At 48.0% G+C, this 15,544-nt stretch carries 15 protein-coding genes; 3 read left to right on the top strand and 12 right to left on the bottom strand.

What is annotated here, in order from left to right:
* Positions 1 to 216 precede the first annotated feature (216 nt).
* The 9 genes from BMY78_RS04390 to BMY78_RS04350 all read right to left on the bottom strand — a co-directional run bounded on the left by BMY78_RS04390 (position 217) and on the right by BMY78_RS04350 (position 7,957).
* Positions 217 to 1,098: a TIGR01777 family oxidoreductase gene (locus BMY78_RS04390; RefSeq protein WP_090895041.1), complete on the bottom strand. Its 882-nt coding sequence runs from the start codon at positions 1,096 to 1,098 to the stop codon at positions 217 to 219.
* Positions 1,099 to 1,179: 81 nt separating this feature from the next.
* Complete coding sequence (locus tag BMY78_RS04385) at positions 1,180 to 1,701, bottom strand: hypothetical protein (RefSeq protein WP_090895038.1); 522 nt, start codon at positions 1,699 to 1,701, stop codon at positions 1,180 to 1,182.
* 40 nt (positions 1,702 to 1,741) lie between these two features.
* Complete coding sequence (locus tag BMY78_RS04380; RefSeq protein WP_090895036.1) at positions 1,742 to 2,299, bottom strand: DJ-1/PfpI family protein; 558 nt, start codon at positions 2,297 to 2,299, stop codon at positions 1,742 to 1,744.
* Between the two features lie 18 nt (positions 2,300 to 2,317).
* The gene (locus tag BMY78_RS04375; protein ID WP_090895034.1) at positions 2,318 to 2,839 is read right to left on the bottom strand and encodes a DUF4937 domain-containing protein; all 522 of its coding nucleotides are present in this window, start codon (positions 2,837 to 2,839) and stop codon (positions 2,318 to 2,320) included.
* Between the two features lie 682 nt (positions 2,840 to 3,521).
* Entirely contained in the window at positions 3,522 to 4,268 is a 747-nt protein-coding gene (locus BMY78_RS04370; RefSeq protein WP_090895031.1) for a YdcF family protein, read from the bottom strand.
* Between the two features lie 52 nt (positions 4,269 to 4,320).
* Positions 4,321 to 4,872 carry a nucleotidyltransferase family protein gene (locus tag BMY78_RS04365; RefSeq protein WP_306459223.1) on the bottom strand — a complete coding sequence of 184 codons (552 nt, stop codon included), beginning with the start codon at positions 4,870 to 4,872 and terminating at the stop codon, positions 4,321 to 4,323.
* 259 nt (positions 4,873 to 5,131) lie between these two features.
* Positions 5,132 to 6,013 (bottom strand): glycoside hydrolase family 43 protein, encoded by an 882-nt coding sequence (locus tag BMY78_RS04360; RefSeq protein ID WP_090902025.1) that lies wholly within the window; start codon positions 6,011 to 6,013, stop codon positions 5,132 to 5,134.
* 78 nt (positions 6,014 to 6,091) lie between these two features.
* Entirely contained in the window at positions 6,092 to 6,949 is an 858-nt protein-coding gene (locus tag BMY78_RS04355; RefSeq protein ID WP_256221954.1) for a DMT family transporter, read from the bottom strand.
* A 42-nt stretch (positions 6,950 to 6,991) separates the two neighbouring features.
* Positions 6,992 to 7,957, bottom strand: coding sequence for a metallophosphoesterase family protein (locus BMY78_RS04350; RefSeq protein ID WP_256221953.1), 966 nt, complete (start codon positions 7,955 to 7,957; stop codon positions 6,992 to 6,994).
* A 262-nt stretch (positions 7,958 to 8,219) separates the two neighbouring features.
* Between BMY78_RS04350 and BMY78_RS04345 the strand changes: the two genes are divergently transcribed.
* From BMY78_RS04345 to BMY78_RS04335, 3 genes are all read left to right on the top strand, one after another.
* Positions 8,220 to 8,990 carry a DeoR/GlpR family DNA-binding transcription regulator gene (locus BMY78_RS04345; protein ID WP_090895024.1) on the top strand — a complete coding sequence of 257 codons (771 nt, stop codon included), beginning with the start codon at positions 8,220 to 8,222 and terminating at the stop codon, positions 8,988 to 8,990.
* Positions 8,991 to 9,066: 76 nt separating this feature from the next.
* Positions 9,067 to 9,597: a TetR/AcrR family transcriptional regulator gene (locus tag BMY78_RS04340; RefSeq protein WP_090895021.1), complete on the top strand. Its 531-nt coding sequence runs from the start codon at positions 9,067 to 9,069 to the stop codon at positions 9,595 to 9,597.
* An 88-nt stretch (positions 9,598 to 9,685) separates the two neighbouring features.
* Positions 9,686 to 10,792 carry an MFS transporter gene (locus BMY78_RS04335; RefSeq protein WP_090895019.1) on the top strand — a complete coding sequence of 369 codons (1,107 nt, stop codon included), beginning with the start codon at positions 9,686 to 9,688 and terminating at the stop codon, positions 10,790 to 10,792.
* 35 nt (positions 10,793 to 10,827) lie between these two features.
* Here the strand turns inward: BMY78_RS04335 and BMY78_RS04330 are convergent, their stop codons facing one another.
* The 3 genes from BMY78_RS04330 to BMY78_RS04320 form a co-directional block, all read right to left on the bottom strand.
* Complete coding sequence (locus BMY78_RS04330) at positions 10,828 to 11,862, bottom strand: formylglycine-generating enzyme family protein (protein WP_090895017.1); 1,035 nt, start codon at positions 11,860 to 11,862, stop codon at positions 10,828 to 10,830.
* A gap of 28 nt (positions 11,863 to 11,890) precedes the next feature.
* Positions 11,891 to 13,789, bottom strand: a complete 1,899-nt coding sequence (locus tag BMY78_RS04325) for a rhamnogalacturonan lyase family protein (protein ID WP_218152268.1) — start codon at positions 13,787 to 13,789, stop codon at positions 11,891 to 11,893.
* Between the two features lie 234 nt (positions 13,790 to 14,023).
* Positions 14,024 to 15,541: a sulfatase family protein gene (locus tag BMY78_RS04320; protein ID WP_256221952.1), complete on the bottom strand. Its 1,518-nt coding sequence runs from the start codon at positions 15,539 to 15,541 to the stop codon at positions 14,024 to 14,026.
* Between the last annotated feature and the right edge of the window lie 3 nt (positions 15,542 to 15,544).

Below are 15,544 nucleotides of genomic sequence, written 5' to 3'. Positions count from 1 at the left end.
TAATGAATATTTACTTACATTAAAACTCCGATGACAGAACAACCTTCCGATCGCTGTTATCCAGTGAATGTTTAGTCGAACATATCTAAATGAAAATTACACTTCACCCCGCCTGCCTAAACGCCATGACGAAGTGCAGAAAATACAGCAGAAGGGCAGATATCTCTGCCCCTCCGATGTGTTATCTTTTTTATTCAATCACGTTGATTCATTTCCTTACTTCAAAATCTCGGCCAGTGCAAGATCGAGCGTATCATATTTGAATGTAAATCCTTCTCTTTCCAGCCTTTCGGGAATCACCCAGCGACTTTTGAGAACCAGTTCTGTTTCGGTCCGAATGAATCGCGCTCCCAGTTCCAGCATCCAGCGAGGTGAAGGAAGTCCAATCCGAACTCCCATCTGCCGCCGCAGACTCTCCATAAGCTGGCGATTCGTAACAGGATGCGGAGAGGACGCATTAAATACACCCTCCAGCTGCGGATGCTGCTGAACATAGATCACCATGCGGAACAAATCTTCTATATGAATCCAGCTAAACTGCTGGGTTCCAGGCCCTTGTGATCCACCCAGCCCAAAGCGGACCAGATTGGTCAGCGGCTCCATGACGCCACCATCTCCCAGCACAATGGCAATCCGTAATGCAATCTGACGTGTAGACGGCAGACTGAATTCAAAAAAAGCCTTTTCCCACGCCTTGGCGACATCTACCGAGAATCCGGAGCCAATCTCGCCCTCTTCCTCCGTCATGGGGCGATCTTCTGCATGTCTATATATGGTGGCCGTGCTTGAATTAATCCATAGTTCAGGAGGATTGCTGCACGCCAGAACAGACTCGCCCAAAATGCGGGTTGTGCGTGTTCTGGATTCCAGAATGATTCTGCGGTTCTCGTCCGTGTAACGGCAGTTTACGGATTTTCCGGCCAGGTTAATCAGCAATTCTGCACCTTCAAGTGCCTGTATAATTCCAGCCTGGTTCTCCCAGGCAATATGACCGGGCTGGCGTGAGATAATGAGCACCTCATACCCAAGCTTCTTGAATCTTTGGGCAAAATCCTGACCTACAAACCCTGTTCCACCCGCCAACACAACCTTTTTCACGGTATCCCCTCATTTCCCCATACTGGGTAAAGCAAGTACGCTATATAGGACTAACACCATCTGCGACCGTTTTGTTTGATTTTAAATTGCGCCCAAGGCTGCGTATAAGCGATTGCGTTCTTCGATCGCCCATGCATTCGATGGGTTTTGCTCCAACTGATACATGAGCTCATCATGGAAATCATGAATCATGAACCCTTCAGGCAAATTCCCCAGCATGGCTGTAAAATTGTAATCAGGCAGTTTTCTTTGTCCTTTACCGATCTGCTTCAACCATTCCATCCATTCGGCAAGCGTCAGCACTTCTGCCTGCCATAGTTCGGCCTGTAATCCAAGTGCATCCTGAAGCTGCTCATAAGCAGATGACTCGGAGAAGGGACGACAAGCTTGCACAGCCAGTTCATACAACTCGATGACTGCGCGCCGCACCTCATGCTCAAGCTCAATCTCCAACCCTTCCATGAAGTCCTGAACTTGAATTGTCCGCCCGTCATCATATAGTAATGGTGCGTGTGCCAACAGACGTACAATCTCTTCCATGTCATGCGCTGAAACTTTCTTTTGCTCATAGAGAGCAGGTAACATATATGCTGTAATGATCATTCACTCCTACATCGTTCTTCTATTAATGACGTATATTATATCATGATTTGGCGTTGAAATATTTGAACACTTGAATCGTTTCTTCCAGATCTTCAGCATCTGAATAGATATTCATCACTTTACCGATTTCGATTCCAAAATCCACATAAGCACTCGCCTTGGCTGTAATGATATGTCCATCAACAACAACGCCTTCATTCACATATTGCCCTTGGCCCGTGACTGCTCTCATCTCGGATTCAGCATTAGTCGTAAATGATCTGCTGTCCAATATTTGCGCTTGACCGAACAATAATGTTCCTGCACAGATGGCTGCAATGGGCGTCTTGCGCTCATGAAGTTCTTTGATGAAGTACATCAAGTCCGGACGTTGCAGCATTGCCGTAACATCTCCTCCGGGAATGATGAAAAGGTCCACTTCGGACGGATTAATCTCATTTAGTAGAGCAGAGGGATTAACTGAAAATCCCTCATATGACTGTAACGGTCCCTTTTCCAACGCCACCGTTATGATGTCTCCTTGCGTTTTCATAAAATAGCTGGCTAACATAATCTCAAAGGATACGTATCCTTCAAATAATAATATGTATGTTTTCAAATTTAACTACCTCCTTCCTTATGGTTCTACTCTTGATACATTCCAGTCCGTAATTGTTGTAAAGCCTGCCTCCCATTGCATCCCATCAGGCACACCGTCCAGTGGTTTCCATCCGACAAAACTCATGGATGCGTCTGGATCATACGGTTGTAATAAAAGCCCATCAGGTATTGTAGCATCTAACAAAGTCCCGGATTCTGTGCATTTATAAACGTAGAATTGATGTGATGCTTCTGCCTGAGAGACAAACATATTATTTACGTTAGCAGAGTACAAACAAACGCTGATAGACGTGTATGTATCTATCTGACGGTTGTTGCTTATCAGCTGATCATGAGTCGACCTCATGAATTCGTCATAAGCAGTTTTGGTGCCCCATATCGCCAGGATTACAGCTTGCCGGGGGTTCAACAGATTCCAGCCACCTCGTTGCATCACAAAACCCGGTGCCTTGATTAGTTCCCCCCACTTGGATTGCGCCGAATAAAATGCTTTTTGATGCTGCTCTTCTACTTCACACCAAATGATCTTAAATAGCATCGTAACACCCTCTCTTTCAAGTCACCACCCAATTCTATTTCAGTCTTCCAACCATCTCATTGTACAAGATCCTTTCAGAATATTGGTATTTTTCACCACAAAAAGACAGCCCTTTACGCTACTTGGCGTCGGTGGCTGTCTGCATGTAAGCACATTATAAATGATCAGTAAGCAAACATAATATGTAGGATTATTAAAGATTATTTAAGATGTGTAAGCATTTTCTTTTCCTAAGGAACATAAGACGTCTTATTTGGCCTCTAAACCCTCTTTTTCAAACGTAAGGAACTTCAGACGTGTTATTTCCTAAAAATGCCCTGAAAAAACGCTATTAACAGCCCTAAATTCCGATATAGCGTGTCTCAGATTCCTTAGCCTTCTCAGAATACTTTAAACTCCTTAATAACACCTCTCATGTTCGTTAGGGCTCAACCCTCTGCTTCAACCGATAGGGAGAGGGACATCCACGATTTCGACGAAGCGGAAGTTGAACGAATAGATCTTACAATGAATATTTTGCCCTCAAATCATTTTTCGATCGCAGTTACCCTCATATTTTCCTTTCCATACTTTTCAGAATGTAAAGATATTAGATAACAAAAAAAGCAATGCTCCACTCGTTTAAGAGTGAGGCATTGCCTATTTTAATTTATACGTCGTAAACTGAAAAACCTTCTCGGGTTTATCGCGTTAACAGATAGAGTAATGCTTTGATTGTCCCAAAATACTCCCGGATCATATTGATCGGTTTCAGATAACCCGGTGAAGGAGCCGATATACCATATTCGGCGGCGTAACCGTTCTTGGCGGCCAGATACTTGGATCTGAACATATGGTAATCACTTGTGACAATCATGATCTTGGGATGCTCCAGCCCGGATGCATCAATGATTTTTTTGGAAAAAGCCATATTCTCCTGGGTGCTCGTCGATCGATCTTCCATAATGACTTGCGCAGGGCTGATTCCCTGATCAACAAGGTAGTTTTTCATGGCGAGCGCTTCCGGAATGGATTCCCCCGGCCCCTGCCCGCCGGATACAATCACTGGCGTCTGAGGATGACTGCGGATATAGTCCAGACTGGCATCCAGCCTTTGTTTCAAAGTCAATGTCAATTCCGTTCCTTTGATGCCTGAGCCGAGAATGATGACATAGTCCGCTTCTTCCGGATCATTCGCGTTAAGCTGAGTAAACACAAGGGCTTCGATAATGACGAATGAAACCGCAACGATCCCGAAGCCGGTAAGCAGAATGCGTTTTAGGAGAATATGCTTTTGATAATCAATCCGCCTTAACACGATAAAGACTACAGTGATCATGCCATAAAACTTCACTGCGAAGTTCCAGCCCCAGAAGACCAGAAAGAACACAAAACATGCAATGAAAATAAGATCAAGGATTAGGCCTTTTTCTCGTATAAACTTTTTCATAAATCCAGTAACACTCCTTCTTGGGCCTTCACTTCCGTCATATGCCCTTGATTCAGGATTTTATGATCGTGAGCTTGGGCCACTGTTGTTGCCAGCATTTCTTTTTTACACGCTGATTATAGTAGTCTGCATCCGAGAAAAACGGACTTTGGCGTACGATTAACGCATACAGATCCTCCAGCCCATGCGGGGCACAGATACGCACCTGACCCTGTTCATCTAACCTCACACCTATGGCTGTGACGATTTCTGGCCAATATCGAAGAGCGTCTTCTGTGGATTGATAGGGCTTATTTCCATTGCGCAGATGCATCCTCGCCTGATTTTTCACCGACCACTTGGAATTGCCTGTTTGCTCGCGAAGCCCTTGTTCCAGCAGCAAGTCCCTTTTCTCACGTATGTCTTTCGTATCGTAGTAAACCACATCAATATCGCTGTGCAGTTCGCGTAGAGGATAGCCATGAAGCACATCCCAGATATAATTGCGAATATACCCCGCACCTATGTAACACTGAGGCAAATCCAGACTGCGAACCCGCCGCAGGTCGTGCATTAATGGTTCATGCTCCGTAATCGCCTGGATCAACTTTTCCTCATGCAGCATATAAGTCTCTCCCCATCACTCTGTTCATTTCATTGTAGAGCTATCATTACTCCCTTTTACATTATCGACACGTTGTTCCTTCCAATATATCATGTTTGAGTACCTGCGATAAAATAAACAAATCCCCTCGGGCAGTCATCCTAAGCTCATCTTGAACAGATGTTCCTTAAGATCATTTACCCTGAGGGGATGAATTGAAGAGTTAATTAAGTGATTAGAACAGTGCCTTTTCCGAATACGTGATCTGCATTTTCAGCATTTACATTGGATTATCCATAAGCGTCAGTTGTCCGTTCTTCTCCTGCATTCGGAAAATAACGGGTCGTTCATTCGGATGATTGTTCGGAGCGTGAATGGTGAGGCACAGTTGTCCTTCGAACGTTCGAAACAACATCCCGTGTCCTCCATTATTGGCGAACAACGGCCTGTCATCCTGCTTCCATGGACCTTGCGGTCTGCCGGACAGCGAGCGGGCCAGCCCCATTGTATAACCGTCTTGACCGGATGTGGACCACATCATGACGAGTTCATCATTTTGCATGCGATATAGAAACGGACCATCCGTGACATAACGGTTTCGCTGTTCTCCACCTCCGACAGACCATGACGCTTCGGAAGCTTTGAATAACAGATCAGGTTTGCCTATCGTTCCTTTCAGATCGGGCTTCAGACGTACCGCGTACATCTCCCCATCCTCCACCTGCACCCATTCTTTGCAAAAGATCATCCATGGATCACCCTGATCGTCCACATACAATGTACCGTCCAGGCATTCCCAATCGGGAGGCGTCAGGGAGCGACACCACAATTCAAAAGGTCCTTCCGGCTGATCAGCCACCAACACACCTGTTACCCGCGGAACACCTTCCGCCTTGAAGCTGGCAAACATATAAAAGCGACCTTCCCATTCATAGACTTCCGGGGCCCAATAGTGGTGATCGGACCAGAAGTCCGCAGGTGCACGGAAGCAGGGGGAAGGACCACTCCAATGGATCAGGTCTTCACTCTCATAGACATCAAAACCGATGGCTGGGCCATTCCACACATTTTGACCGATAGAGCCGTATAAATAATATTTCTTGCGCGATGGTATAGCCAGTATGTAGGGATCACGAAAATGAATATCTTCCAAACGGTGCACGTTCAATGGCTCATCCTCCTCATGAAAGCGGTTCATTAACCATGAGTATACACCATATCTCCAAATACTGGAATTCCATTAACCCCACATGCCAATCAGCAATATGCCGCCAAAAATAACGATGGAACAGAGAATCCGCTTCTTCCCCTGCTGTTCTTTTAGTAACAAAATACCGAGGAAGGCCGCAAATACGGTTCCTACTTCCCGAAGCGGGCCGAGTCTGGCCATTGGCGACTGCTGCAATGCGAACAGGAACAACAAGTACGAGCCCGGATTCAGCAGTGCTCCAAGCATAATGGTTGATCGATTCTTCTGCCACTCCTGACGCAGTTGGCGGGAAGCGAGCAGAGCCGGAGTCAATCCGGCAACAAAGCCAATGTTCGTCACTTCAAGTAACGACAGGGGTGAAATATGCTCTAGATTTAATTTGTCCACGAACACATAACTGGTTGTACATAACCCGACACATAAGGCCATCAGAACCGGCTTAGATCCTATTACCCTTGAGCCAGATTTGCCGTCTCTGCTTCCCACACCACTCAGCACCGTAAATCCTACAATCATGCAGGCAATACCAAGCCAGCCAAACATGGATAACGTTTCCCCCAGAAAAGCAACACCGATCAATGGCACCAGCAAGGTGCTCGTTCCCCGCATAATCGGATAAATCTGCGACAAATCGCCCAATTCATACGTCTGCGACAGCAGCCAGGAATACAAGGCTTGCAGTGCCATCGATAACACAAGCAGCGCATAGGCTGACATGGATAATGGTTCCCGTACCAACTCCACGATGAGCACAGGCAGCAGTATTACGGTCGGAATCATCATGATGGACCATAAAAACACACTTTTGTTTAAGCTGCGTTTGGTGAACATACTCCAGACAGCGTGAGCCATCCCGGAAGCGAGCACCAGAACTATAGGTAAAATCATAATTCAAACGTTCCTCTCTAATGCCTTGCTCTTCTATATTCTCTAATGTGCCGAAGTGCTCTCAGGTTGATGTTCTGGCTGTTCCTTCACGACCGATCCGTCTTCCAGACGAAGCCAGGTATCAAAGCCTCGTTGTCCCGCCTGCAATTGAATGACCCGTCCTCCGCGCAGCATGCCTTCCCTTCCATATGTACTGTGTCCACTCGAACGCCCGTAGCAGAGTCGAATACCGTAGTAAGTCCCCTGAAAATCATTCACATGATCATGTCCGCAAAAGGTCCCCATCACATCGCCCATCTCCAGCAGTGCAGAGAACAGACCCGAGTTCACTTGAGCAGAGCAGACAGGCTCGTACTTGCTGCCATAACAGATCTGTGTGTCCCACATGGACTGATATTCAGGAATCGGGATATGGAAAAACGCCAGGGCTGGGAGCTTCTCCCCGCGGCTGCGGCCGGGATTGACGCGTGTGGATTCAGACATCAGCCACTGGATCTGATTGGGCTGAATCCAGCCATAACCGGGAACGGACTCGAACCGGGAATAGCTCCCTGAATCGAGTAAATACAACACTGCTGCCGGACGGCCATCCGCTCCGGCAATCTCCAATGTGTAATTGCCTAGTCCCGCAATCTCACGCGGTCCCGGTTCCGTCACGGTATGCGCATGCTCCTGAATCACATCCATTAATCCATCGGGGGTAATCCGATTCTCTGTATCATGGTTGCCATACACAAAAGCCCACGGAATACCACGCTCTTCCACTACCGACACGGCATCCCGGAATGCCTGCTGCGGGTGTTCACATTCCTTATTGCCAGGATCAACCGGTCCCGTGTAGATGACATCGCCTGTAAATACAACCAGATCAGGCTGTTCCGCTTCAATGACCGTTTTCATCAATTGCCGGGTCCGAAGATCTTCAGGTCGCCCGTCCTTCCAGTGTAGATCTGTAAACTGCACGATTTTGAATGTCCCATTTTGTTGAAAAGCAAGCTGACGTTTCACCCTTTTTCCTCCCTGATGATCCATGTACTATGGATTAAAATTCCAATGTTGTTTGTTGTGGTTTTTCGTTGTTTTATATGATCTTATCGCCACATCATATTACTGTCAATACATATTAAGAACAGAATATTCTCCTCGTTAGCATTTCAAAATTGACAAGGTCTTCTCTCCAACTTAAACTATTAAAACAACAACAATCCACACTATCTCACAACTCTAAACTAAATAGAACTTAGAATCGAAACTTCAGGAGGCACGACCCATGTCTTTAACGTATGAAGAACGAAGACACACCATTCTTATCCAGCTTGCTACCCAGGGCAAGGTTCAGGTACAGGTTCTCGCGGATCTGTTCCAGGTATCCACGGAGACAATTCGGCGGGATCTGGACCGACTTGAAAAGGAAGGCGAATTGCGCAAAGTATACGGAGGTGCTGTACGTGTACGTTCAGGCATGATCGAAGCCCCTTTTCAAAAGCGTGCGCAGCTTCAACTGAACGAAAAGCAGGCCATTGGCGTGGCAGCCGCCTCTCTGATTGAGGATGGAGAGACCGTAATGCTCGACAACGGCACAACAACGCTGGAGATCATGCGACAGCTGCGACATCGGTCTCAGGTGACCGTCATAACCAACTCCGTCCCCATTCTTACCTGTGCACTGGAGGAATTTGCAGGCAAAATCATTTTCGCCGGAGGAGAAGTCACCCCGGTCGTACAAGCCTCTACTGGCCCCATTGCTCATGAATTGCTCAGTCAATTCAAAGTCAACAAGGCGTTCATCTCAGCAGGCGGTGTTTCGTTAACGGATGGGATCACAGATTATGTACTCGAAGAGGCACTCATCTCGCGCAAAATGATGGAGCGTGCGGAGGAAGCCATTTTGGTAGCGGATCATACCAAGTTTGGACGTTCCACCTTCGCCCAGATTGCACCTATTAATCAAATATCCATGGTGATTACAGATTCAGGATGTCCCACAGAATGGGTAGATGCTCTCCACCAAATGGAAATCGAAATGGTTCACAACATTTGACAATGTGAGCCATTTTCTATATTTTAGAAGTATAATGATCGTTCTATCTCATTCTGAAAGGAGCGTATTACTTCTTATGAGCAGTAAAAAGGAAATGCTGTTGAACGTGGCTGAGGAATTATTCTACCTGCACGGCTTTCATTCTATCGGCTTGAAGCGAATCATCACAGATGCCGGGATCGCCATCATGACGTTATATAATCACTTCAACTCCAAGGATGATCTCATCGTTGAAGTACTTCGGCGGCGCGAACAGCGCTATCTGGAGCAGCTGCGGCAGTATGCCGACAACAAAGCGCAGCCCGTATTCCTCAATCTGGCGGAAGGACATGCACGCTGGTTGATGGAGCATGAGTCAAGAGGATGTCTGTTTCTGCGTGCCAAGGAGGAATTTGGCGGAGATCCAGACAACGTCATCGTACAAACTGTCAACGCGCATAAGAAACATGTGATGACCTTGATCAAAAATCTTGATCCTGCCGCAAGCGACCGTGCAGTGTTGCAATTTAACCTGCTGCTGGAGGGTTCTACTGCACTCGCTGAGACAGAAAATGTAAATAACGTATGTCGGGAACTCATTGACATGACGCAGAATAGTTTCAAGTAGTCCCACACAGGGTGAGTTAGTAGTTCAACTCACTTTTTTATTTCAAAGAAAATATAATGATCGTTCTATATAAAAGGCGGTGGATTTGATGAAAAAAATTATTTTCCCAGGGATTGCCCTTATCGCTGTATGTTATGCATTCGGGAGATTCAGCTATGGGCTGTTTATGCCGGAGATCTCGGAAGCACTCCAACTGGACGATGCCCAATCCGGAGCAATTAATTCCGCAACCTACATTGCTTATTGCCTGTCTCTACTTAGTGCTCCACTGTTAATTAATCGCATCGGGCACTATCATGTCATTCAAATCGCGGGTATTAGTGCTGTGCTCGGTTTATTGGGCATTGGCTTATCTCCAAATGCATTTGTTCTCACACTCGGCGTTTTTCTTGCCGGATTAAGTACAGGCTTGGCCTCTCCTGCATTGGGTAACACCGTCTATGCTGAGCTTGCGCCTGATCAGCAAGCCAGAGGGAATAGCTGGATTAACACAGGTACCAGCTTTGGCATTATCGTATCCGGTCCGATCTACTGGCTGTTCACCGAGTATTGGCGTTTGACCTACATCTTCTTTGCTGTTCTGGGTATTGTGGTGGTGTTATGGAATAGTCGCGTTCTCTCCACACGCAAAACAGAGCCTTGTACCAAGTCCCTCTGGGCATGCATGAAGCCGACCAGACCCGGCGTGGCTCTGCTCATGGCTTCCCTTCTGACAGGTATCAGTTCTGCGATCTATTGGACCTTTGCCCGTAACTTCCTCACAGACGAAAAAGGGGCCTCCGATTCGGAAGCCGTACTGTTCTGGATTGTGATGGGAATTATGGGGATTCTCGGCGGATGTGCTGGCCGGATTATTGAACGCATCGGAATTGGATGGTCCTATCGGATAGGCCTTTTGCTCTTGTCTGTTTCACTTGGCGTGATCCTTCTTCCATCGATGGCCGCCAGCCTGGTCTCAGCCGTTATGTTCGGCAGTACCTATATTTTCCTGACCAGTGTATTCATCGTGTGGGCGACCAGGCTATTTCGTCCAAATACGTCCATTGGGATCAGCCTTGCTTTTCTCGCGCTTGGTGCAGGACAGTTCATAGGTTCATCGTTAGCGGGTTACACCATTGAGATGTTCTCTAACACTAGAGCATTTCTGGCCTTTGCTGTACTGGGTCTGTTCGGATTACTTATTCGGGTGAAATAGCCCGAGCCTTACTCTACAAACAAACAGACCATAGACTATACATCCGCTGCACATCTGAAACCGATATGCCCGGTAGATGTATCAGGCGTGTTGGGGATTCTCGCCGCCACTCTATAGCGATTGCAGTAGGAACGGTGGCATAGATAGGAACCACCTTTTAACACCTTGCGATCTTCATGAGGAGATAATTCCGTGTCAGCAGCCGCAGCCTTCTCATGATCCGTAATGTAGTTGTCAGCGCACCACTCCCATACATTGCCTGACATATTATAAAGTCCGTATGCATTGGGTGGAAACGATTGGGATGGAGCGGTGCCTGCATAACCGTCGGCTGCATTATTTTTCGTCGGAAATACACCCTGCCAGATGTTGCAATTGTGCTGTCCATCCGGCCTTAACGTATCGCCCCAGGGATATTTTTTCTGTATCAGGCCACCCCGGGCTGCGTATTCCCATTCGGCTTCTGTGGGCAGACGTTTACCCTCCCAGCGGCAATACGCATTGGCATCATTCCATGAGATATGAAGAACCGGATGATCAGAGCGATCATTCACATGAGATTCGGGTCCTTCGGGATGAGCCCAATCTGCACCTTCAACAACCCACCACCAGGGTGTCTGTTGTACAACGGTTCGAACTTGAGCCGCCGTTTGCGGAGAAACGAACAGATGAAAAACAAAAGACCAGCCAAACCGCTCCGCCTCAGTCCGATACCCCGTCTCACGTACAAACTGTGCAAACTCCGCATTGGTTACCGTACAGGTATCAAGATAAAAGGAGTTCACCTGAACTTCCCTGACGGGGCCTTCCCCGTCTGCTTCAAAAGCTTCGGGGTCATTTGTGCCCATCAGGAAACGTCCACCTTCAATACGAATGCTTTCTTTCTTCACTGCTCTATCGGTTAGAGCTATCGTGAAGTCAGCTGAATAACTAGTATGACTGGATGGCTTGTCTTCAACAGCCTCTACCGATGCAGCCGTTTCCTCTGACAGACTCTTTTCCTCCAGCTTGCCGCCCCGACTTGCAGCGCAGCAGCAGGAAGAAGATTTCTTTGGCAGCTGATCATGCATCTGGGAAGCATCCCCTTCCATAGGTAGTTTAAGACTCGTTGTCCCTATTGTACACGGCAGGGCGAATATTCGGATACGGTGGTGTTGTCATTCCTTCACCCAGATAATAATCGGTTAGCAAAGACTGCATATATCCTTTGACAGCCAGTCCGTTACGGTATGCCGGATTATGCGGCAGTGTGTAGATGCGGACATCCGACGGTATAGTGGTTGTGTACAGACGCAATTCTTGGAAATCACTCGTCTCATACAGAATCTCTTCCCGCCAGTCCCCGAGCAGATCCCCATACATTACAGGGGCGTTTCTGGAATTCACGCGAACATCATCAGCTGTAAACAGACGTGTCGTCGTGTTCTGCTGCCAGTTCCACTTTTCCACAAAGTTCTTATCCAGCAGCTCGCCGAGCACATCTCCATCCCACCAGATTTGGAAGTTCGTTGATGGTTGAACCGAACTGATCACTTCACCATCCACATTATAGATATTGCCTGAACTGGACCACATCTCAAGCCCTCTGTGCCGTGGATCAATATCCGCCAATGTCCCTCTTGCCACGTCCTGGGGCACTTCTCCCGTACGAATGATCTCACCCGTCACTGTATCCGCGTAAAACCAAGGAAATTGATTAAAGTTGCCGTTCTCCGCCTGCTGGATTCCGAACTGCTCCAGCCCCGGCCGATCCGGATCAATATCCGCAATGTGGAACCGATCACCATGGACTACACCTGGCAGACTGTATAATGTCTCTCCGTTATCATCCAGTGCCCAGCCGCCAAAAGACACCTCATCCTTTCCATCCCCATCGAGATCCAATATGCGAATCTGATGGAAAAACTCACCGTCAGTCCCTACATGTCTCCATCGCTCGGTTAGGGCTCCGCCTGCGTAGTCATAAGCTGACGTCACATACTGGAAATTGCGGCTGAGCGCACGATTCTTGAGCGCCGTAATCAGGCTCGGATGTTCACCATCCAGATAAGCAATACCAAAGTGCCCGCTGAGCGGTCCATCAGCTGCATAATCATTCGTAATTGTAGTGCGTGCAGCTTCTGTACCCGCCAATCCATCCACGACAGATACATACTGTGCGCGCTGCACTGTAGCAGGGACGACCTGACCATCGGCAAACGTCACACCTTCAAAGGTACGCAGCAGTACCTCAGCCTTTCCGTCACTATCCAGATCAAATACTGTAATATTGTCGTTGTCACGCCAGCCGCCCAGTCCAGCCACACCGAATTCGCTCACCGAAGCAGGTGGCGCATTATATGTATCGATTGTGGTCACGCTGTAAGGCCCCAGATCAATTCGCCATAGGAAACCTTCAGTCAGGCTATACGCCTCCACGTATTTGTTACCTCCGTTCACCGGAATCCGGGTGACTACAACTTCATATTCCCCATCGCCGTCCAGATCGCCTGGCCAGCCATGCTGGACAAAATAATCGGACGGATTGGACGTTATGTTTTGCAGCGGAATACTGAAATAATTGCGAATCTCGGGATTTGCGGCCAGCACCACCTCTGCACTTGTACCCTGGAAAGTACCATCCACATAAGACTTCACGATATACGTATGGCTCTGGTTAACATCCACGTCTGTATCCGTATAATTGGTTCCCTGCGTCAAAGGCTGGGTATTCAGCTTCACCTCTGCTGTGCCCGTCCGTCGATACACATCGAAGGTTACCTGCTGCGGTTCGGTCCCAAGTAAACGCCAGCTCAGATAAACTTTGTTCTCACCCAGGTACACGGCAGTAAGGCCTCGTCCCAAGTTTTCTACCAGTCGTGGGGCAGACACTTCTGCGGCCTCTGCCTTGGGTGCTATACCTCCGGTTGAAGCCAAGCCTGTCAATCCAATGACTCCACTCAATAGCCATGTGAACAGCACTTTCTTTCCTTTTGCCACAGTCATTTCGGTTTTCATCAATAATTACCTCCATTGATTAGATTGGCAAAAACTCATAAACCGTCTGATATCTTACGCCAAGCTCCCCTCCTTATCCGGTCATAAAAAAAGCAAAGCAGATGATCTCCACCCTTTAGCCGACGTCTCTCAATCGTCTAAGGGGGGCAATAATCTTCGCTTTGCCTCCGGTTGCCCGGTCAACGGATACACTTGGTACTTCACACACTTATAAACAACTCAATGTTACTCTTTTTACGTCTCCAACGACTTGGTGCCACCACGATCATAGAAGAACGGTCCCTTGGCCCAGCTAACGGCCAGATGCATCAACAGTTCAGTCTTTAACTGCTCCCGGACTGCAGCATGCTGCTCTTCATCATACAGATTCGTCCATTCATGGGGGTCAACGGTCAGGTGATATAATTCACCTTTTGTTTCATGTACCCTGGAGGCCGATTCCTTAACAGAGCCTTCGATGTACAGAATGAGCTTCCACTCCGTTGTACGCCACATATAAGCCGGGGCCGAATGGGGTGCTGTTACACCTTTACCATGAAATTCACAGAACGTTCCACGATGCCGGAGCTCGTCCAGTAAGTTCACACCCGGTAGCATCGGGTTGGCCTCTAACCCTGCTGCTTGCGTTAATGTAGGCACAAGATCGACCAATTCGGCTGGTTGCTGATCCATAGTTCCTCGCTTCTGTTCCGGGATGTACGTACCGGACAAAATCAGCGGCACTCTTACGCTGCTGTCATACAGATTATATTTGGTGAAGCGGTATTGCCTTTCCCCCAACATCTCTCCATGATCCGATACAAATACAATCAGCGCATTCTCCAGCCTTCCGAGCTGCTCCAGCTTATCCAATGCCAACCCAAAATAGTGATCCAGCCAGGAGCAATTCGCCCAGTACCTCAATGTGGTTCTTCTTCTCTCCTCCGAACTGCGCTGCTCCCATACGGCCTTCTTGTCCAGATAAGACTGACGACTGTTCACATTCAGATCATCCGAGGCTGCCAGATGAGTATTCAATTCGTCTTCCCATGGTGGCTGCGGAATGTCCGGGATATCCTCCAGTCGGTAGAGGTCTTCAAATTGTTGGGGTACGTTGAACCCGGCATGCGGCTTGAGAAAGGACAAATAAAAAAACAGCGGCCTCTCCGGATCTACTCCGTCATCCAGAAATTGCAGTGCCTGTTCGGCTACCCATCCATCCCGATGCTGGTTCATCGGAATTCGGCTGGTGAACCCGGTATAACCGTTGACATTTTCCTCCCCGCCCCCAAAGTCCTTCGTCTCCTGATGATAAGCCTCCAGCGCTTCGGGATGGGTGTCCCCCATCATCCTTGCCCCCTGCTCATAATGACCACTCTGGCGGGAGAGACCGATCGATCTCACTTCAAACCCGCGTGTAGATGGCTCGTCTATACCCTCGCTATGGTTCCAATGCGTTTTTCCAAACCCCGCCGTCTGATACCCTGCGCGATGCATCAACTCAGGCAACGGCTGAGAAGGCAGCTTGTCTTCCTCAAACAAACCACCATAATTCGTTCGAACTCCAAGCTGCGACGGATAGTATCCCATCATCATAGAGCTTCGGCTGGGTGCACACATCGGGGATTGGCAGACCGCATCCTGGAAAGTAATTCCCTCGGCTGCAAGCTTATCCAGATTCGGCGTATGAATATGCTCATTAAAGGTCCCAATACAGTCCCATCGCTGCTGATCCGTCATAAGAAAAATAATGTTTGGCTTGTGCTGTGACACGTT

The sequence above is a fragment of the Paenibacillus sp. OK076 genome, assembly GCF_900110055.1.
Taxonomy (GTDB): domain Bacteria; phylum Bacillota; class Bacilli; order Paenibacillales; family Paenibacillaceae; genus Paenibacillus.
Note: the sequence above shows the minus strand (reverse complement) of the source record. Positions and strands in the feature narration are given on the sequence as shown.